Here is a 20,642-nt window from a genome sequence, read left to right as displayed (position 1 = left end):
AGAGCTGCTGTGCGCGCTTCTTCAGCCCTTCTGCACGTTGCGAATCAGAAAGCTCAGCGCCTTGGCCAACTCACCGGCGCCCTGATGATCACGCACGATGCTCAGCAGCGGGCTGCCGTCGGCTGGGTTGAACAGCACGCAACGGATACCACCGGTCGGACATTCGTAGCGGATGAACGGATCGATACCGAATACCGGAACACGCTGATTGCGCACCGAGATGGCAGTGCCCTGCGCACCACGACTCTCCTCACGCAGGACAAGCTCACCGGCGTTACCGACATTGAAGCGATACAGCAGATCCTGCCGTTGCGCCTGGCCAACCTGATAACCAGCTCGCAGGGCGTAGGTTTCCAGCAATGCGTTGCTGTGCGCGAGCAAAGCATTGCGCTCGTTATCGGCCAGATAAAGACGCTTGAGCCCGTCCAGATAAGCCGCCTGCTCGTCGCCCCGCAATGTCGCCGCGTCCTCAGCGCCGGCAACCGCGGGTATGGCCGTAAAAAGTGCTCCGCCAAGCACCAGGGCCATGAGTTTTCTTGTCAGTCTCGCTTGCATGATGCACCCTTGCCGAACGCTATAGTGAAGTAGGCCTGAGCCCTAGCCTCCGTCCACGCCAATGCGTCTTCTGACGCAGCGGCCTTGTACCGAGAACGGATGCCTCGCCTGGTCAGCATACTGGAAGCCCAACGCCCAATGAAAAGCCATCCCGATGCCAGCATACGCTCGGCAGCCGAGGTTGTGACGCAGTTGCCAGTGCCCTCGCGGCTCGGCATGTTGCGTTTCGAGCGCTTGAACGAGCCGAGCTGGGCCCTGCTGTTTCTCGACCCGGCCTGTGAACGCCGGCTGGGTATTAGTGCCAGCGACCTCTGCGCGCTGGTAGATGCCCCCTACGCCAGTCTGATGGAGCCCGAGGCGCGCTACCGTCTGCACGACGCCATCCAGCAGCAACTGCTGCAAGGCCCGCATTATCTGGTGCGCTACACCCTGCACACACCGCACGGTGCGCTGACTCTGCTTGAGATGGGCGAAGCCTTCAAACAGCGCAACCGCCAGTTGCTGCGCGGCTATCTGCTGGTAGCCGATGAAAGCCTCGACCACTACGCCCCTGCCGAACAGGAGCTGCACACGCAGAATCAGCAGCTGCGTAGCTCGCTGCAGCAATATCAGCGTACCCAGAACGACCACCTGCAGCATCTGGCACGCTCGCATACCCAGCAGCAACTGATCGTGCGCCTGGCGCGCCAACGCTATGTCTCCAGCGATCCGCGCCAGGAAGCCGCCGAACTCATCACCCAGGCGGCCTGCGAGGTTTACGGTGTGGCCCGGGCCGGAATCTGGCATCTGGGCGGCAATAGCCTCGATTCGGTGTCGCTGTACCGCCGCGACCTGAACCGACACGAGCAACTGCCCTCGATCGATGCGCATCATTTCCCGCACTACCTGGAGGCCCTGCAAAGCGGCCGAGCGATCGACGCCCACGATGCCCAACATGACCTGCGCACCCGCGAGCTGGCCCCCGGTTACCTGCAACCGCTGGGCATCACCTCGATGCTGGATGCCAGTATTCGCATCGAAGGTGAAGTGGTGGGCGTGCTCTGCCTCGAACATATCGGTCCCAAACGCTTCTGGCAGGCCGACGAGATTGCCTTCGCCGGCGAGTTGGCCGACCAGTTCGCCCAGGTGTTGGTCAATCAGGAGAAGCGCTCCGCCACCCACGCGCTGTATCTGTTCCAGCGCGCCGTCGAGCAGAGCGCCAGCGCATTTCTTCTGGTCGACCGCGACGGCCGGGTGGAATACGTCAACCCCAGCTTCACCGCCATCACCCTCTACAGCAGCGACGAAGTCTGCGGTCACCGCCTGTCCGAGCTACCGGCCATGGCCAACCTTAGCGACCTGTTGTTCGACGCCCAGTCCAGCCTGGCCGAGCACAGCAGCTGGCAAGGCGAATTCCGCAGTCGGCGCAAGAATCAGGAGCCGTACTGGGGCCATCTGTCGATCTCCAAGGTGTATGGCGACGATGGCGAACTGACCCACTACATCGGCATCTACGAAGACATTACCGAGGCCAAGCTGGCGCAGCAGCGCATCGAACGCCTGGCCTATACCGACAACCTGACCAATCTGGGCAATCGCCCGTCGTTCATCCGCAGCCTTGAAGAGCGCTTCGCCCGCAATGTTCAGTCGCTCGGGCTGCTGCTGGTGGACATCGACAACTTCAAGCGGATCAACGACAGCCTCGGCCACCAGACCGGCGACAAGCTGCTCTCGGCCCTAGCTCGGCGCCTGCGCAACAGTCTTGGCGCCAAGGGCACCCTGGCACGCTTCGCCAGCAATGAATTCGCCATCCTGCTCGACGGTTGCGATCAGGAGGCGGGCCTGCGCGTCGCTCATCAGGTACTGCAAACCCTGGACAAGCCGCTGTTCGTCGACAACCAGTTGATCAGCATCACCGGCTCGGTGGGCCTGGCCATCGCCCCGGAACACGGTGACGACCCGCAGACCCTGATGAAGCACGCCGGTCTCGCCCTGCACAAGGCCAAGGCCAACGGCAAACATCAGGTGCAGTTGTTCACCGAAGCACTGAACGCCGAGGCCAACTACAAGCTGTTCGTCGAGAACAACCTGCGCCGCGCACTGACTCAGAACGAGCTGGAAGTCTTCTACCAACCCAAACTCTGCCTCAAGAGCGGACAACTGCTGGGCATGGAGGCGCTGCTGCGCTGGCAGCATCCGGAGAAGGGCATGATCCGCCCGGATCAGTTCATCGGCGTTGCCGAGGAAACCGGCCTGATCATCCCCATCGGCAAGTGGGTGGTGCGCCAGGCCTGCCGCATGAGCAAGCAGATCGCCGCTATTGGCCTGGGTCAACTGCAGGTGGCGATCAATCTGTCGCCCAAACAGTTCTCCGACCCGGATCTGGTCGGCTCCATCGCCGCCATCCTGCATGAAGAACAGCTCGACCCCAGGTTGCTGGAACTGGAACTCACCGAAAGCCTGCTGCTGGAGGCCACCGACGACACCCGCCACCAACTGGGTCGTCTCAAGAGCCTGGGCCTGACCCTGGCCATGGACGACTTCGGCACGGGCTATTCGTCGCTCAGCTACCTGAAGAAATTCCCCATCGACGTGATCAAGATCGATCGCAGCTTCATCAAAGACATCCCGGACAACCAGGACGACATGGAGATCACCTCGGCGGTGATCGCCATGGCCCACAACCTCAAGCTCAAGGTCGTGGCCGAAGGCATCGAGACCGGCGCCCAGCTCGCGTTCCTGCGCCGCCAGCAATGCGACGTCGGCCAGGGCTACCTGTTCGACAAACCGATTTCCGGCCGCGAGCTGATCGTCAGCCTGCGCCGCTACCCCTGCCGGCCACAGACCGACGCCAGTCGCCAGGCCGACCAACGGACGTAATACGCCGCGTCGCGCGTAGTCCACCATTGACCCATTTCGAGGAGACCGCCATGGTTCTGCGTTCACAGATTCTCGTCAACAAGAATGTCCTGCCGACTGCCGAGCAGGCGCTGCCCGGTCGCGCCGAGCCGCTACCGGTGGCCGACACCCACTATGTCAACGGCAATCCGATCAAGGCGCCCTTCCCTGCCGGCCTGCAGCAGGCGGTATTCGGTCTGGGCTGTTTCTGGGGTGCAGAACGCCGCTTCTGGCAGCAACCCGGTGTGTTCAGCACTGCGGTCGGCTATGCCGGCGGCCTCACGCCCAACCCCACCTACGAGGAGGTCTGCTCCGGCCTGACCGGACACACCGAAGTGGTGCTGGTGGTGTTCGACCCGCAGCAAACCAGCTTCGAAGCGCTGCTCAAAGTGTTCTGGGAAGTGCACAACCCGACCCAGGGCATGCGCCAGGGCAACGACCAGGGCACCCAGTACCGCTCGGCGATCTACTGCCAGGACGAGGCTCAACTGAGCGCCGCCAAAACCAGTCAGGCACGCTTCCAGGCCGAGCTGGACAAGGCCGGAATGGGCCGCATCACCACGGAAATCGCCGAGGCGCCAACCTTCTATTACGCCGAGACCTATCATCAGCAATACCTCGCGAAGAATCCGAGCGGCTATTGCGGCCTTGGCGGAACAGGCGTATGTCTACCCCCTGAGTCTTGAGCACGGGTAACGGGTCGTGGAGCTGAGCAGCATTTCCAGTCAGGTATCGAGCCAGGCATCGGCGCAGATCTCCGCGCAGATGTCGCTTCTACTGCTGCGCAAGACGCTGGAGCTGCAGGCTGCCAACATCACCGGGCTGGTGCAGTCGGCTGCACCGGCCAGCGCCCCCAGCAATCCACCCAACCTGGGCAACAGCATCGACGTGATGGCCTGAACAACTGATATCGTCAAGCCATCAGCCGGACTAAACTGCGGGCAATTAGCCATCGATCGACGAGCTCGGCATGCCCGCCACTCTGCCCACCATCACGCCTGATCAGCTCTGCGTCGGCCTCTACGTTCATCTGGACCTGAGCTGGTGGGAGCATGATTTCGCCTTCAGCAATTTCAAGATCAAGGACGAAGCACAGATTCGCGCCTTGCATGCCCTCAATCTGAAGCAACTGCGCTATGACCCGGCACGCAGCGACTGCCCGCCCCTGGAGCTCGTCGCAGACATACCGGCGCCCGCTCCCATCGCAGCGCCCGTCGACCCGCAAGCCCAGGAGCGTCAGGAGCGCGCACAGAAGCTGCGCCACCTGCGCAGCCGTCTGGCCGAGGTGGACCGCCGCTTCATCGAAGCCAGCCAACGCATCAAGACGCTCAACCAGACCCTGCGCAGCCGCCCGGAAGATGCCATGCGGCAGGCCGGCGCCATCGTCGGCGAGATGGTCGAAACGCTGCTCGGCGCCCCCGGCGTCGTACTCCACAGCATCACCGGCAAGGCCGCCGAGGACAGCTACTTCCACGCCCTCAACGTCACCGTGCTGTCTCTGCTGCTCGGGCGCCAGCTCGGCCTCGACAGCGAGGCCTGCCATAGCATCGGGCTCGGCGCGCTGCTGCACGACATCGGCAAGCTGGAAGTGCCGAGCAAGGTGCTACTCAAGCCAGAACCCTTGAGCCGCCCGGAACAGCAACTACTACAGATGCACACCGACTTCGGCCTGCGCATGGGTCAGAAGCTGATGCTCGATGACGAGGTGCTGCGCATCATCCATGAACATCACGAGCACTGTGACGGCAGCGGCTATCCGCGTGGCCTGCGCGAAGCAGCGATCGGCCGCCTGAGTCGCCTGGTGGCCATCACCAATCACTTCGACGGCCTGTGCAACCCGCTGGACCCACGCCAGGCGCTGAGTCCGCACGAGGCCCTGGCGCTGATGTTCAAGCAGCAGCGCGAGCACTTCGACGACGTGATGCTGAAGGCCTTCGTTCGCGTGATGGGCATCTACCCGCCGGGCAGCCTGGTGCAACTGGACGATGAACGTTATGCGCTGGTGCTGGGCATGAACCCGACGCAGGCACTGAAACCGACGCTGATTATTTACGACGCCGACATTCCCAAGCAGGAAGTATTGATCGTGGACCTCGCCCAGGAGCCGAAGCTCGCCATCGCCCGCAGCCTGCGCCCCTCGCAACTACCGCTGGAGGTGCTGGAATACCTCAGCCCGCGGCGCAACCTGAGCTATCACATCGAGCCCAATCACAAGCCGGGTTGAGCAGCCGTCAGCGACGACTTTGTCTCCAGGTTACAGCTGCGTAGCCGTAGGGTGCGCCATGCGCACCGCCCCGCTCGCTCAACCGGCCGACTTCTCCTCGATCAGCCAATCCAGGCGCCAGCCGCCCTGGCTCTGGCCAAGTGCGCCTGCCAGCCAGGGCAGCAGTTGCTTGAGTTCATCCTCCAGCCCCCATGGCGGATTGCTGATAACCAGACCTGAACCACTCAGGCGCGTAGCATCGTCCGGCGCGTGCACGTAAAGCTCGGCACGCAGCAGCTTGGGCGCGGCGCTCTTGCTCAGATCGCGATAGAAACGCGCCAACTGGCGCTCGTCCTTGATCGGGTACCAGATCGCGACGATGGCCTGGCGCATGCGTCCGTGCGCTTCGTTCAAGGCCTCGACACAGCGCTGCAGCTCATCAGCCTTCTCGAACGGCGGATCGATCAGCAGCAGCACGCGTTTTTCGCGGGTCGGCATCAGCGCCCGTGGTACGTGCCAACCTTCGCCCAGGTGCACGGCAACGCGGCGGTCGCCACGCATGTTGTCCTTGAGCAGGCGGCCGTCCTCGGGATGTTTTTCGTTGAGTTGCAGGTGATCCTGCTCACGGCTGAGCAGCCGCGCCAGCTCGGGCGAGCCAGGGTAATAGCGCAGCTCGCCATCCAGGTTCATCGCCCGCACCACCTCCAGGTAGGCCTCCACCGCATCCGGTAACTGGGTGGCCTGCCAAAGACGACCGATGCCCTCCAGGTACTCGCCGGTGCGGCTGGCCTGATCACCTTGCAGGTCGTAAAGGCCGAGTCCTGCGTGGCTGTCGAGGTAGGCGAACGGTGCCTCTTTCTTCGACAGCAGGCCGATCAGGCGAGTCAGCACCAAGTGCTTGAGTACGTCGGCGTGGTTGCCGGCATGGAAGGCGTGGCGGTAGTTCATGGATCAGTCCTCGAATCAGGCGCGCAGTTTAACAGGCCGCTGACCACTCGCATCGTGGCTTGCTCCACTGCACCTTCACGGCCTAGGCTGCCCGCTCTTCCATGGACAGCGAGAACCCCGCCATGCCCCTGCAAAAGCTGCTCGGTAGCGAACTTCCCCTGATCCAGGCGCCGATGACCGGCTCGCAGGATCATCGCCTGGCCGCCGCCGTGTGCCAGGCCGGCGGCCTTGGCTCGATTCCTTGCGCGATGCTCACACCTGCCGCCCTGCGCCAGGAGCTGCAAGCGATGCGCGGCCTGACCGACCGCCCGTTTAACCTCAACTTCTTCAGCCATGTGCCGCCCGAGCCAGACGCGGCCCGCGAGGCTGGCTGGCGCGAAGCACTGGCGCCCTACTACCGCGTGCTGGGCGTGGACCCGGCAAGCATCGCCAGCGGGCCGGGCCGCCTGCCCTTCAACGATGAAGCGGCCGCACTGGTGGAAGAGTTCCGCCCTGCGGTTGTGAGCTTCCACTTCGGCCTGCCACAACCGGACCTGCTAGAGCGCGTCCGCCGCAGCGGGGCGAAGATTCTCTCCAGCGCTACCACGCTGGACGAAGCGCTGTGGCTACAGGAACGGGGCGTCGATGCAGTGATCGCTCAGGGCCTGGAAGCAGGTGGCCATCGCGGGCACTTTCTGGACTTCGATCTGAGCCGCCAGCTTGGCACCTTCGCCCTACTACCCCAACTGGTCGACGCATTGTCGATACCGGTGATCGCTGCCGGTGGTATCAGCGACGCCCGTGGGGTGGCCGCGGCCATGGCCCTCGGCGCCGCCGGCGTGCAGGTTGGTAGTGCGTATTTGCTATGCCCGGAAGCCACCACCAGCGCCCTGCACCGTGCTGCGCTACGGAGCCCGGCGGCGCGCCACACGGCGCTGACCAATCTGTTCAGCGGCCGGCCAGCACGTGGCATCGTCAATCGCCTGATGCGCGAGCTGGGGCCACTGAGTACGCAGGCACCAGCCTTCCCGCTGGCCACAGCAGCCATCGCACCCTTGCGCGCAGCGGCCGAGGCGCAGGGCAGCGGCGACTTTTCACCGCTGTGGGCCGGGCAGAACATCGTCAACTGCAAGCCGATGCCGGCTGCTGAGCTAACCCGCGAGCTGGCGCGAGGTTTCGCCTGACAGCCTGGTATGCCCTGGTAAGGCGGGTGCAACCCGCCATTCTAGAGGCTGAATCGCGGCTGAAGCCGCTCCTACGGGACCGGTACTGGCGAGACGATGTAGCGCTTTATCACGGCCAATGATGATGCTGGGCAGTCAGGCGGCAGACTGCCTAGACTCGGACGATCATCTGGAGGCCCGTTCCATGTCCGAGACACTGCTCAGCTCACGCAACCTGGCGTTCGAACTCTATGAAGTGCTCGACGCCGAAGCCCTGACCCAGCGTCCGCGCTTCGCCGATCACAACCGCGAGACCTTCGACGCGGCCATCAGCACCGCGCGCGGCATTGCCGAAGAGCTGTTCGCCCCGCACAACCGCAAGAACGACGAACACGAGCCGCAGTACGTCGACGGCGGCGCGGTGCTGATTCCCGAGATCGAGCCGGCGCTGCGTGCTTTCCACGAAGCAGGCTTCCTCAACGCCACCCGCGACTTCGAGCATGGCGGCATGCAGTTGCCCAACCTGCTGTCACAGGCCTGCTTCGCGCATTTCCAGTCGGCCAATATCGCCACCAGCTCCTACTCGATGCTGACCATGGGGGTGGCCAACCTGATCGAAGCCTTCGGCAACGAGGAGCAGAAATCCCGCTACCTGCAGCCGATCATCGACGGCCGCTTCTTCGGCACCATGGCGCTGACCGAGCCGCACGCCGGCTCGTCGCTATCGGACATCAGAACCCGCGCCGAACCGCATGCCGACGGCAGCTATCGGATCAAAGGCAACAAGATCTTTATCTCCGGCGGCGACCAGCCGATCTCCGAAAACATCGTGCACATGGTGCTGGCCAAGCTGCCGGACGCACCGCCCGGGGTGAAAGGCATCAGCCTGTTCCTGGTGCCCAAGTTCCACGTTAACGACGACGGAAGCCTCGGCGCACGCAACGACGTGACCCTGGCTGGCCTGTTCCACAAGATGGGCTGGCGCGGCACCACGTCCACGGCGCTGAACTTCGGCGACAACGGCGAGTGCGTCGGCTATCTGGTGGGCAAACCGCATGCGGGCCTGTCCTACATGTTCCAGATGATGAACGAGGCGCGCATTGGCGTCGGCATGGGCGCAATCATGCTTGGCTACGCCGGCTACCTGTATTCGCTGGACTACGCGCGTAACCGCCCGCAAGGCCGCCAGCCGGACGGCAAGGACCCGAGCAGCCCGCAGATTTCCATCGTTGAACACGCTGACGTGCGACGCATGCTGCTGACCCAGAAAGCCTACGTCGAAGGTGCCTTCGACCTCGGCCTGTACGCCGCACGGCTGTTCGATGACACCCATACCCTGGAAACCGCCGAAGAGCGCAGCCGCGCACTGGAACTGCTCGACCTGCTCACGCCCATCGTCAAATCCTGGCCATCGGAGTTCTGCCTCAAGGCCAACGAGCTGGCGATCCAGATTCTCGGCGGCCACGGTTATACCCGCGAATACCCGGTGGAGCAGTACTACCGCGATAACCGCCTCAATCCGATCCACGAAGGCACGCATGGCATCCAGTCGCTTGACCTGCTCGGGCGCAAGGTCTCGCAGAACGGCGGCGCCGCACTCAAGCAATTGCTCAAGCTGATTAATGACTGCTGCCAGCGTGCCAGCGAGCATGAGTCGCTCACTGCCCTGCGCCAGCCGCTGGAACAACTGCTGGCGCGCCTGCAGGCGGTGACCCTGGCCCTGCTCGGCGATCTGATGAGCGGCAAGGTCAACCAGGGGCTGGCCAACTCGGCGCTGTACCTGAAGGTGTTCGGTCATACGGTGATCGGCTGGCGCTGGCTGGAACAGGCGATTCGTGCCGAGCAGGGCCTGGCCCGCAGCAACAATGCCGAGGAACAGGATTTCTATCGCGGCAAGCTGCAGGCGGCGCGTTACTTCCTGACCTGGGAGGTGCCGAGCTGCCACCACGACCTGAGTATTCTCGAGGCCCGCGACGACACCTGCCTGGGCATGCAGGACGCCTGGTTCTGAGGTTGCATGAAGGACTCTGAGGCGCCCAGCAACAGGGCGCCCAGGGGCGCGTTAGAAAAATGTAATAACCTTTTTGACAGCGGTACGAGGGCTACGGTTAGAATCCCTGGCACGCGCCATGCATAGCGGCGCCCCGATGACCCAGCCAGGAGTACGCGCAGTTGGATGCCAGCGCCATCAATAATCTGTTCTTGATCGGCGCAATGCTGGTAGCAGCCAGCATCCTGGTCAGCGCGTTCGGGTCGCGCTTTGGCATTCCCATCCTGGTGATCTTCCTTGGCGTCGGCATGCTTGCCGGCACCGACGGCCCCGGCGGCATCATCTTCAACAATTACCCCCTCGCCTATCTGGTCGGTAACCTGGCGCTGGCGATCATCCTGCTCGACGGCGGCATGCGCACACGGGTCTCCAGTTTCCGCGTGGCTTTGTGGCCATCCCTGTCATTGGCGACGGTGGGTGTGGTGATCACCGCGGGCCTGACCGGCCTGGCTGCTACCTGGCTGTTCAACCTGACGCTGCTGGAAGGCTTGCTGATCGGCGCCATCGTCGGCTCCACCGATGCGGCGGCAGTATTCTCCCTGCTCGGTGGACGCGGCCTCAACGAGCGGGTCAGCTCTACGCTGGAAATCGAGTCCGGTAGCAACGACCCGATGGCGGTATTCCTCACCGTTACCCTGATCGCCATGCTCGCCAGCGGCCAAACCGGCTTCAGTTGGGACCTGCCGATTCAATTGGTACAGCAGTTTGGCCTCGGCGCGCTGCTGGGCTTGGGTGGCGGCTGGCTGCTGCTCAAACTGATTAACCGCATGGAACTGGCCACCGGCCTTTATCCGCTGCTGGTGGTCAGCGGCGGCCTGATCATCTTCGCTATCACCACCGCCGTCGGCGGCAGCGGCATCCTGGCCATCTACCTGTGCGGCCTGCTGCTGGGTAACCGGCCAATCCGCTCGCGCCACGGCATCCTGCATATGCTCGACGGTCTGACCTGGCTGGCACAGATCGGCATGTTCCTGGTTCTCGGCTTGCTGGTCACACCGCACGAGCTGCTGCCCATCGCACTGCCGGCGCTGGCCCTGGCACTGTGGATGATTCTCTTCGCGCGGCCGCTGTCGATCTTCCTCGGCCTGCTGCCGTTTCGTGCCTTCCACGACCGCGAGCGGATCTTCATCGCCTGGGTTGGCCTGCGCGGTGCCGTGCCCATCATCCTCGCGGTGTTCCCGCTGATGGCCGGCCTGCCCAACGCGCAGCTGTTCTTCAACGTGGCGTTCTTCATCGTGATCATCTCTCTGCTGCTGCAGGGCACCAGCCTGCCGCTGGCCGCCAAGCTGATGCGCGTGACCGTACCGCCAGAGCCTGCACCGGTGTCACGCGCCGGCCTGGAAGTGCACCCGACCAGCCAGTGGGAGCTGTTCGTCTACCGCCTGGGCGCAGAAAAATGGTGCATCGGCGCCGCCCTGCGTGAGCTGAACATGCCAGAAGGCACCCGTATCGCCGCACTGTTCCGAGGCCGCGAGCTGCTCCACCCGTCGGGTAGTACGCGCCTGCAAGCAGGTGACCTGCTCTGCGTGATCGGTCACGAACACGATCTGCCTGCCCTCGGCAAGCTGTTCAGCCAGGCGCCGAAACGAGGTCAGGACCTGCGCTTCTTCGGTGATTTCGTGCTGGAGGGCGACGCCGAGCTAAGCGCAGTCGCCGCACTCTACGGCCTGAAGCTCGACGAACTGGAGGGCAATCAACCGTTGGGCCGCTTCATCGCCCACGAAATCGGCGGCGAGCCGGTAGTCGGCGACCAGGTGGAGTGGCAGGGCCTGACCTGGACGGTTGCCGCCATGGAAGGGAACAAGGTGCGCAAAGTCGGCGTCAGATTCCCCGAGGGCACACGCCCTGGCCCAGGGCTGCACTTCTAGCAGGCTGTTGAAAACGACCTGCTGATACTCTGCTAGCATCAGCTTCGCGCGCGGGCCTCAAGGCCCGCGCGTGCGTTGCGCCTCCGGTATTTTAATCGCCACCGCTCACTCAGTAGATCAATCGACCATGCATCTGTTGCGCCTCTCCCTCACTGCCGTTGTGTTAACCCTGTGTCTCGGTGCCGCGCAGGTATTTGCCGAGGAGCCACCAAAAGCCGAAAGTGTGCAGCAGAGTCTTGACGGCCTGGCAGATCGCAAACTGCCGGAAGCAGAACAACTGGCACTGAAACAGACCCTTGAGCAGACCTTGCGCATGCTGCAGGACCGCCAGAGCGCTGATCAGCGTCTCAGCGATTTGCGCAAGCAACTGGATGAAGCGCCGCGCCTGATCAACGAGGCCCAGCGCGAGCTGAGCCGACTCAAGTCCAGCCCGGAAGTACCGATCGCCGAGCGTCACGCGCGCACCAGCCTATCTCAACTGGAACAACTGCTCACCGACCGTTCCACCCAGCTCACCGAGTGGAACAAGGCAATCATCGAAGCCAACAGCCTGGTCATCACTGCACAGACACGCCCCGAGCGTGCGCAAGCCGAGATCAGCCAGAATCAGGCGCGTAGCCAGATCATCAATGATGCGCTCAAGACTGGCCGCTATGACGGCAAGCTCCTGAGCCCGGAGCGCCGTGACCAGTTCAATGCTGAGCTGGCATTACTCGCAGCGCAGACGCAAGTACGGCGTCAGGAGCTGGCAGGCAACAGCCTGCTGCAGGACCTGGGCGGCGCCCAACGCGCCCTGCTTGAGGAACGCATCAGCCGCGCCGAACAGGAGCGTCAGGCACTGCAGAGCCTGATCAATGATCGACGCCGCGCCGAGTCGGAGCAGACCGTGGCCGAGCAGTCCCTGGAGGCTGAACGCGCCAGTTCGGACAAGCTGCTGGCCAAGGAGAGCACCCTCAACCTAAAGCTCTCCGACTACCTACTACGCGCAACCGACCGCCTCAATAGCCTGACCGAGCAGAACCTGCAAACACGTCAGCAGTTGGACAACCTGGCTCAGGCTGATCAGGCACTGGATGAGCAGATTCGGGTGCTGCAAGGCAGTCTGCTGCTTTCGAAGATTCTCTACCAGCAGAAACAGGCCCTACCGAAACTGAAGCTCGAAGACGGCTCACTGGCCGACGAGATCGCCGACATTCGCCTCTATCAGTTCGAGCTGAACAAGCAGCGCGAAGAAATCAGCGACCCTGCCCGCTATGTGGACAACCTGCTCAGCGGTCAGCCGAGCGAGGAGGTCACCCCGGAACTGCGCAGTGCACTGCGCGAGCAGCTCAACACCCGGCGTGAATTACTCGACCGCCTCAATCGCTCGCTGAATGCGCTGCTCAATGAATCGATCACCCTGCAGCTCAATCAAAAGGAGCTGCAAAGCACCGCCAGTAGCCTGCGCGCGACTATCGATGAGCAGATGTTCTGGATTCCCAGTAACAAACCCCTGGATCTCGAGTGGCTCAAGTCAGCGCCTCGCTACCTCAAGCAGCAACTGGCCGACATGCCCTGGGGTATGGCCATCAGTGAACTGGGGGCCGGACTGATCGAACGCCCCCTTGTATTTCTGCCGCTGATTCTGCTCTGCGCGCTGATCCTCTGGCGACGCCAGTATCTGTTCGACAAGCTCAGCGCGCTGCATGGCGACATCGGCCATTACAAGCATGACAGCCAGCTGCATACACCAATGGCGCTGGGGCTAAACGTCATCCTCGCGCTGCCGGTTACTTTATTCCTGGCGCTTTGCGGCTATGCCCTGCTGCATGATGCCCGCGGGCAGAACCTCTACTTGGGCGCTGCACTCTACGAGATGGCAGAAGCCTGGCTGGTGTTCTACACCCTTCACCGGATTCTGTCTCCGGATGGCGTAGCCATCATGCACTTCCATTGGCCACCGGCCAACGTCGCCTTCTTCCGTCAGCACCTGCGTCGCCTGGGCCTGGTGGTGATGGCGCTGGTGGCCGTAGTGAGCATTGCCGAACACCAGCCAGCGAGCCTGGCCAACGACGTCATCGGCATCGCCGTGGTCCTCAGCTGCTACGCCCTGATGGCCTGGCTGCTGTTCCACCTGCTGTTCAGCGCTCCGCTGCGCGAGAACACCTCCGCCTTGCGCACCAGTGTCGGCGTGCTGTTCAACCTGCTGCCGCTGGCGCTGATCGGTGCGGTTGCGTTCGGCTATTACTACACGGCGCTCAAGCTCACCGACCGCTTGATCGATACCCTGTACCTACTGATCATCCTGCTTATCGTCGAGGCTACGCTGGTGCGCGGCCTGAGCGTCGCAGCACGACGCCTAGCCTATCAGCGTGCCCTGGCCAAACGCCAGGCGCAGGCCAAGGACGGCGCAGAAGGCGAGGCAGTGATCGAGGAGCCGACGCTCGATATCGAGCAGGTCAACCAGCAGTCCCTGCGCCTGATTCGCCTGGCTCTGCTCGGCGGTTTCCTGCTCTGCCTGTACTGGGTCTGGGCCGACCTGATCGGCGTCTTCACCTACCTCGATACGATCAATCTCTACGAGTACAGCAGCGGTACCGGGGACAACGCAACGCTGGTGCCGATCAGCCTGATGGACGTGATCGGCGCGCTGATCATCGTCGCTATCACCGTAGCCCTGGCGCGCAACCTGCCGGGCCTGCTCGAGGTACTGGTGCTCTCGCGCATGCGTCTGGCACAGGGCAGCGCCTATGCGACCACCACCCTGCTGTCCTATGCACTGGTGGCCATTGGTATCGTCACCACGCTGTCGACACTCGGCGTCAGCTGGGACAAGCTGCAGTGGCTGGTGGCGGCATTGTCGGTCGGCCTGGGTTTCGGCCTGCAGGAAATCTTCGCCAATTTCATTTCTGGCCTGATCATCCTGTTCGAGCGCCCGGTGCGTATCGGTGACGTCGTGACCATCGGCAACCTGTCCGGCACGGTGAGCAAGATTCGTATCCGCGCTACCACCATTACGGATTTCGACCACAAGGAAATCATCGTTCCGAACAAGACCTTCATCACCGGCCAATTGATCAACTGGTCGCTGAGCGACACGGTCACCCGCGTCACCCTCAAGGTCGGCGTGGGCTATGGCTCGGATCTCGACCTGGTGCGCAAGCTGTTGCTACAAGCGGCGCAGGAAAACCCCAGGGTGCTCAAGGAGCCGTCGCCGCTGGTGTACTTCCTCAACTTTGGCGAGAGCACGCTGGACCATGAGCTGCGCATCCACGTGCGCGACCTCGGCGACCGCAACCCGGCCACCGACGAGATCAACCGCTTCATCGACCGCGAGTTCCCGAAGAACGGCATCAATATCGCCTTCCGTCAGGTCGAGGTGTATGTGAAGAACCTTGAACACGGTGAGCAAAAACTCGATCAAAAGGATCTGACCAAGGCCGCAGCTGCCGGCGCAGCCAGCCTGCAGCAACCACCCAAGCCGCCCGCGGCGCCCTGAGCAGTTAGGAACCCTGGTGAAAAGTCTCGATACACTGAGCTTCGACAACCGCTTCGCCCGCCTCGGTGATGCGTTCTCAACCGAAATACTGCCCGAGCCGATCGAGCAGCCAAGGTTGGTGGTAGCGAGCGAGTCAGCCTTGGCTCTGCTCGATCTCGCCGCTAGCGAAGCACAGCGCCCCGAGTTCGCCGAGCTATTCGCCGGACACAAGTTGTGGGAGGAGGCCGCTCCACGTGCCATGGTCTATTCCGGGCACCAGTTCGGCGGCTACACCCCGCGCCTGGGCGACGGTCGCGGGCTGCTGCTGGGCGAAGTGGTCAACCAGGCCGGTGAGCATTGGGACCTACATCTGAAAGGTGCCGGCATGACGCCCTACTCGCGCATGGGCGATGGCCGTGCGGTGCTGCGCAGCTCGATCCGCGAGTTTCTCGCCAGCGAACACCTGCACGCCCTCGGCATCCCCAGCTCGCGCGCGCTGTGCGTAACCGGATCGAGCACGCCGGTGTGGCGCGAGAAGCAGGAAAGCGCAGCCATGGTTCTACGCCTGGCGCAGAGCCATGTGCGCTTCGGCCATTTCGAGTACTTCTACTACACGCGCCAGCACGAGCACCTGAAGACCCTCGGCGAACACGTCATGGCCTGCCACTTCCCCGCCTGCCTGGAGCAGGACGAGCCCTGGCTGGCCCTGCTGCGCGAGGTGATCGAACGCACCGCCGCGATGATCGCCCACTGGCAGGCCTACGGCTTCTGCCATGGCGTGATGAACACCGACAACATGTCGATCCTCGGCATCACCTTCGACTACGGCCCCTACGCCTTCCTCGACGACTTCGACGCCAACCACATCTGCAATCACTCCGACGATACCGGCCGCTACAGCTTCAGCAATCAGGTGCCCATCGCCCACTGGAACCTCGCCGCACTGGCTCAGGCCATGACGCCATTCGCCGCGGTCGAACAATTGCGCGAGGCCTTGGAGTTGTTCCTGCCGTTATACCAGGCGCACTACCTCGACCTGATGCGCAAGCGCCTGGGTTTCACCCGCGCCGAGGAAGAGGACGAAGCACTGATCCAACGTCTGCTGCAACTGATGCAGGCCGGTAAATCTACCGACTACACCTTGTTCTTCCGCCACCTCGGCGACCAGGCACCTGCCGAGTCGCTCAAGGTCGTACGCGATGATTTCGTCGACCTCGCCGGCTTCGATGCCTGGAGCCGCGACTATCTGGCCCGCTGCGAACTGGAAGGCGGGCAGCAGAGCGAACGCCAGGCGCGCATGCACACGGTCAATCCCAGGTACATCCTGCGCAACTACCTTGCCCAGCACGCCATCGAAGCGGCAGAGCGAGGCGACTACGCTCCAGTGCGCGAGCTGCATTCGGTACTGTCACGACCGTTTGACGAGCAGCCGGGGTTCGAACGCTATGCAGAGCGTCCGCCGGAGTGGGGCAAGCATCTGGAGATCAGCTGTTCGTCGTGAGTGATAGTGCTGCCGCCCTGTTGTGCAGCAGCTCACTGACGTTGGCCGGCCTTTCGACTGCACTTATCTGTTAAATCGAAAAGGCATATCAATCTGCCCAAACATTCTTAGACTATCTAAAAGAACCCCTCTATCTTGGCGCCCTGCCAGGCCGCCCAGTGCGTGCCCGATACCTCACACGAGATTCGACGCAAAGATTCTGCCCCTGATTTCGTCAGCCAGCGCCGCAAGCCCAAACGCCGCGTCAGCCACCTGAATCACATGCAGGATCTAAGGATGTTCATGTTCTGGGATTCCCTGCCCCTGCTGTTTGTCGGCGCCCTGCTGATCTGGGTGCTGTATGCCTTCGTTCGCGAGAAATGGAGCCCGGACATAGTCGCCGCTATCGCCGTGGCCGCCTTGCTGGTCAGCCAACTGCTAACACCGGGCGAAGTACTCAGCGTGCTGTCCAACTCTGCCCCCGTGACCATCGCCTGCATGTTCGTGCTCTCCGCCGCGCTGGAGCGTACCGGCTGCATCGACGCTCTCGGCAACTGGCTGGGCAATCTGGTCGGCACCAGCCCGATTCGCGTGCTCACTGGCCTCACCGTTACCGCACTGGTGGTCTCCGCCTGCCTCAACAATACGCCAGTCGTGGCCATCCTCACCCCGGTGGCCATCGCTCTGGCGCGTCGCGCCGGCACCTTGCCGTCGAAGCTGTTGATCCCGCTGTCCTACGCCACCATCCTCGGTGGCACCCTGACCATGATCGGCACCTCGACCAACATTCTGGTCGACGGCGTCGCGCGCAAGGCCGGCCTCGCGCCCTTTGGCATCTTCGAGATCACCGGTGTCGGCCTGGTCATGGCGGCCTTTGGCATGTTGTATCTGCTGACCATCGGCCGCCACCTGCTGCCGGAGCGCGAGACCCTGTCACGCCAGCTGCGCCCTGATCTGCCGCGCACCTTCATGACCGAACTGCTGGTACCGCACAACTCGCCGATGATCGGCAAGACCTTGCACGAGGCCAACCTCAATGGCGGCAGCGGCCTGCAGGTGCTCAAGCTGTTCCGTGAAGAGCAGGAGCTGACCGCACCCAGCGCCGAAACCCTGCTGGCCAGTGGCGACCGCCTGGTGCTGCACGGCCAGGTCAAGGATGTGGTAGAGCTGCGCGAAAGCGGCCACCTGAGTTTCAACCGTGGTGACGCCTTCGAGACCATCAGCAGCCACGATGTGATCCTCGCCGAGGCTATCGTCGGGCGTAACTCGCGCTACAGCCACCGCCCAATGCGCGATCTCGACCTCACCGCACGTTACGGCATCGCCGTGCTCGCCGTGCACCGCCAGGACGAGAACGTGCAGGGCAACCTGGATGATTTCGAACTGCAATTCGGCGACGTGATGTTGGTCGAAGGCACACCGGCGCAGATCAAACGCTTCGCCGACAACGGCGAACTGATCAGCCTCAACGCCGTGCAGGAGCGTGCCTTCCGCCGCGACAAGGCGCCCATCGCGATCATCTCGACCCTCGCTGTGATGCTGCTGGCGGCCTTCGGTGTGATGCCTATCGAAGGGCTGGCGATCATCGGCGCAGTGACCGTGTTGGCTACGCGCTGCCTGGACGTGGAGGACGCCTACAAGGCTGTGGACTGGAAGATCCTTAGCCTGATCTTCGGCATGCTGGCCATCAGCATTGCCATGGACAAGGTGGGTCTGGTCAAACTCATGGTGGAGAACGTCATGGGCTGGTTGCCCTGGGCCGGGCCGCTGCTGATGCTGAGCTTCATCTACCTATTCACGTCCATCCTCACCGAGGTGTTGTCGAACAACGCAGTGGCCGTACTGGTGACCCCCATCGCCATTGGCATGGCTCAACATCTGGGCGTCGACCCACGCGCCTTCGTGGTCGCTGTGATGTTCGCCGCCAGCGCCAGCTTCGCTACGCCCATCGGCTACCAGACCAACACCTTCGTTTACAACGCTGGTGGCTACCGCTTTACCGACTTCATGAAGATCGGTATTCCGCTGAACCTGCTGCTGTGGGGCGTCGCGACCGTGGTCATCCCCTGGTTCTTCCCGCTGACCCCGCTCTGACTTGATATCCGCAGGCGCTGGCTCCATTTAATGCACATGCCCCACGGAGCCTCGCCTCATGTCCGATCCGCTGCTGATTCCCTGCCCGCACTGCAACGGGCTCAACCGTATTCCTGCCGAGCGCCTGAACGACGCCCCGCGCTGCGGCCGCTGCAAGAGTGAAGTGCTGCCCGCTGCACCGATTACCCTGACCCAAGCCAACTTCGCCAGTCAGTTGAAGGGCGACCTGCCATTGCTGGTGGATGTCTGGGCCAGTTGGTGCGGCCCCTGCCAGGCCTTCGCGCCAACCTTCCAGCAGGCAGCCACACAACTGCAGGGGCGCTGCCGCCTGGGCAAACTGGACAGCGAGGCCAACCCGAACCTGGCCGGGCAATTGGGTATCCGTTCGATTCCCAGCCTGATCCTGTTCAAGGGCGGCATCGAAGTCGCCCGCCAGAGTGGCGCCATGTCGCTGCCGCAACTGCAGGCATGGCTGCGTCAGCAGGGTATCTGAGCGCTTCGGTCACTCGCCACGGGCTCTGCGGTCAATTGCAGCGCGCCACTGGCCCCTTAGTCTGGCAAAACATCCGCTCAAGGAGTTTCGCCATGCCGCTGCCCGTTGAAATCGCCCGCCAACTCACCGAAGAACAGATCGCCTTCGTCAAACGCAGCGGCCTCAAAGCCGAGGTGCTGGAACCAGGTTTCGTAAGCCTGCGCATGCCCCTGCAAGGCAACCAGAATCATATCGGCAGCATGTACGCCGGCGCCCTCTTCACCCTTGCAGAAATACCCGGCGGCGCGCTGTTTCTGACCAGCTTCGACGCCCAGCGCTTCTACCCCATCATCAAGGAAATGAACCTGCGTTTTCGTCGCCCAGCCACAGGTGACATCCAGGTCGAGGCGCGCCTTTCGCCCGAAGCAATCGCCAGCCTGGAAGAACAGGCCAGCCAGCAGGGCAAGGCCGAGTACCTGCTGGAGCTGCAACTGACCGACGGCAGCGGCGAAGTGGTCGCAGAAAGTCGCGGCTACTACCAATTGCGTTTACGCTGAATGACGCCGCTGCCTGCATTCGCACTCGGTAACAGTCCCTGACCTTGCCATAGGTCAAAAGAGCGGCTATCTGAACAGGCACAATAAAATTGCCGAGGGGTATCGGCAGGAGAGCCGTCACCATGTTCAAGCACATCCTCATTGCCCATGACCTGCGCGACACTGCTGACATGGCGCTGTGCCGCGCCACCCAGTTGGCCCAGCAGCATAACGCCCGCCTGACCATGCTCCATGTGCTCGACCCGAGCCAAAGCAGCGACCAGCACGAGAAAGCGCGCCAGGCGCTGGATTGCAGCCTGACCCAATACGCCCCGCCCGGTACAGAGCTGCGCATGCTCAGCGGCAAGCCTTCCGAGGTGGTGCTGCAACAGGTGCAGGACAGCGGCTGCGACCTGCTGGTCCTGGGCGGGCATCAGAAGCGTCACGATTTCTTCTCCGGCACCAGCCTCGATCGCATCGCCCGACGCTGCACCGTGCCGCTGCTACTGGTAGCGCGCAACGATTTCCAGCCTTACCAGCGGGCGCTGGCCGCCATCGATTTTTCCCTGTGCGCCTGCAGCGCACTCGGCCAGGCCTATCAATTGCTGCCCGGCCATGCCGAGTTGCACGCCCTGCATGTATTCGAACCTGACAAGGGCACGCCGCAACAGGTCGAACTGCAACTGCAGACTCAGCAAGGCCTGATCGATCAGCTACTGCTCGACGAAGCGCAGAAATTTCCAGCGGACGGCCCGAAACTGAGCCATGAAGTGCTGCAAGGCGGCATCCTGCGCAGCCTGCAGGAGCAGATCAAGACGCGTCGAGCAGAACTGCTGGTACTCGGCAGCCACGGCCGTAGCGCCTTCTCTCAAGCTCTATTGGGCAGCCTGGCACAGCACTTCCTGCACAAGGCGCCCTGCGACGTGTTCGTGGTGCGCTAACGAACAAGGCGCCCACGGG

At 62.9% G+C, this 20,642-nt stretch carries 15 protein-coding genes; 13 read left to right on the top strand and 2 right to left on the bottom strand.

The features are described 5' to 3' along the window. Nucleotides 1-21: 21 nt before the first annotated feature. Nucleotides 22-528, bottom strand: coding sequence for a hypothetical protein (locus CXP40_RS11285; protein WP_106733770.1), 507 nt, complete (start codon nt 526-528; stop codon nt 22-24). A 165-nt stretch (nt 529-693) separates the two neighbouring features. Between CXP40_RS11285 and CXP40_RS11280 the strand changes: the two genes are divergently transcribed. The 4 genes from CXP40_RS11280 (at nt 694) to CXP40_RS11265 (ending at nt 5,656) form a co-directional block, all read left to right on the top strand. Next, nucleotides 694-3,414, top strand: a complete 2,721-nt coding sequence (locus tag CXP40_RS11280) for a bifunctional diguanylate cyclase/phosphodiesterase (RefSeq protein WP_106733805.1) — start codon at nt 694-696, stop codon at nt 3,412-3,414. Between the two features lie 50 nt (nt 3,415-3,464). Further along, nucleotides 3,465-4,118 carry a peptide-methionine (S)-S-oxide reductase MsrA gene (msrA, locus tag CXP40_RS11275; RefSeq protein WP_106733769.1) on the top strand — a complete coding sequence of 218 codons (654 nt, stop codon included), beginning with the start codon at nt 3,465-3,467 and terminating at the stop codon, nt 4,116-4,118. Nucleotides 4,119-4,134: 16 nt separating this feature from the next. Then, complete coding sequence (locus CXP40_RS11270; protein WP_061238377.1) at nt 4,135-4,332, top strand: putative motility protein; 198 nt, start codon at nt 4,135-4,137, stop codon at nt 4,330-4,332. A 70-nt stretch (nt 4,333-4,402) separates the two neighbouring features. Then, complete coding sequence (locus CXP40_RS11265) at nt 4,403-5,656, top strand: HD-GYP domain-containing protein (RefSeq protein ID WP_106733768.1); 1,254 nt, start codon at nt 4,403-4,405, stop codon at nt 5,654-5,656. Nucleotides 5,657-5,734: 78 nt separating this feature from the next. On the opposite strand, the gene CXP40_RS11260 is transcribed toward CXP40_RS11265, so the two are convergent. Beyond that, nucleotides 5,735-6,583, bottom strand: a complete 849-nt coding sequence (locus CXP40_RS11260; protein WP_106733767.1) for a 23S rRNA (adenine(2030)-N(6))-methyltransferase RlmJ — start codon at nt 6,581-6,583, stop codon at nt 5,735-5,737. A 122-nt stretch (nt 6,584-6,705) separates the two neighbouring features. On the opposite strand from CXP40_RS11260, the gene CXP40_RS11255 reads away from it, so the two are divergent. From CXP40_RS11255 to CXP40_RS11215, 9 genes are all read left to right on the top strand, one after another. Continuing rightward, nucleotides 6,706-7,746, top strand: a complete 1,041-nt coding sequence (locus CXP40_RS11255; protein ID WP_106733804.1) for a nitronate monooxygenase family protein — start codon at nt 6,706-6,708, stop codon at nt 7,744-7,746. Nucleotides 7,747-7,930: 184 nt separating this feature from the next. After that, on the top strand, nt 7,931-9,736 hold the full coding sequence (locus tag CXP40_RS11250; protein WP_106733803.1) for an acyl-CoA dehydrogenase: 1,806 nt from the start codon (nt 7,931-7,933) through the stop codon (nt 9,734-9,736). A 161-nt stretch (nt 9,737-9,897) separates the two neighbouring features. Then, nucleotides 9,898-11,643, top strand: a complete 1,746-nt coding sequence (locus CXP40_RS11245) for a potassium/proton antiporter (RefSeq protein WP_099522771.1) — start codon at nt 9,898-9,900, stop codon at nt 11,641-11,643. Nucleotides 11,644-11,770: 127 nt separating this feature from the next. Continuing rightward, nucleotides 11,771-15,121, top strand: a complete 3,351-nt coding sequence (mscK, locus tag CXP40_RS11240; protein ID WP_106733766.1) for a mechanosensitive channel MscK — start codon at nt 11,771-11,773, stop codon at nt 15,119-15,121. Nucleotides 15,122-15,137: 16 nt separating this feature from the next. Continuing rightward, nucleotides 15,138-16,601: a protein adenylyltransferase SelO gene (selO, locus tag CXP40_RS11235; protein WP_106733765.1), complete on the top strand. Its 1,464-nt coding sequence runs from the start codon at nt 15,138-15,140 to the stop codon at nt 16,599-16,601. Nucleotides 16,602-16,883: 282 nt separating this feature from the next. Further along, nucleotides 16,884-18,674 (top strand): SLC13 family permease, encoded by a 1,791-nt coding sequence (locus CXP40_RS11230; RefSeq protein ID WP_099522978.1) that lies wholly within the window; start codon nt 16,884-16,886, stop codon nt 18,672-18,674. A gap of 58 nt (nt 18,675-18,732) precedes the next feature. Continuing rightward, the gene (gene trxC, locus CXP40_RS11225) at nt 18,733-19,167 is read left to right on the top strand and encodes a thioredoxin TrxC (protein WP_106733764.1); all 435 of its coding nucleotides are present in this window, start codon (nt 18,733-18,735) and stop codon (nt 19,165-19,167) included. A 92-nt stretch (nt 19,168-19,259) separates the two neighbouring features. Next, nucleotides 19,260-19,703, top strand: a complete 444-nt coding sequence (locus tag CXP40_RS11220; RefSeq protein WP_106733763.1) for a YiiD C-terminal domain-containing protein — start codon at nt 19,260-19,262, stop codon at nt 19,701-19,703. A gap of 122 nt (nt 19,704-19,825) precedes the next feature. Beyond that, the gene (locus CXP40_RS11215; RefSeq protein ID WP_106733762.1) at nt 19,826-20,623 is read left to right on the top strand and encodes a universal stress protein; all 798 of its coding nucleotides are present in this window, start codon (nt 19,826-19,828) and stop codon (nt 20,621-20,623) included. Nucleotides 20,624-20,642 lie beyond the last annotated feature (19 nt).

The sequence above is a fragment of the Pseudomonas sp. YY-1 genome (assembly GCF_002843095.1).
Lineage (GTDB): Bacteria > Pseudomonadota > Gammaproteobacteria > Pseudomonadales > Pseudomonadaceae > Aquipseudomonas > Aquipseudomonas sediminis_A.
This window is presented reverse-complemented; position numbering and strand designations above follow the sequence as displayed.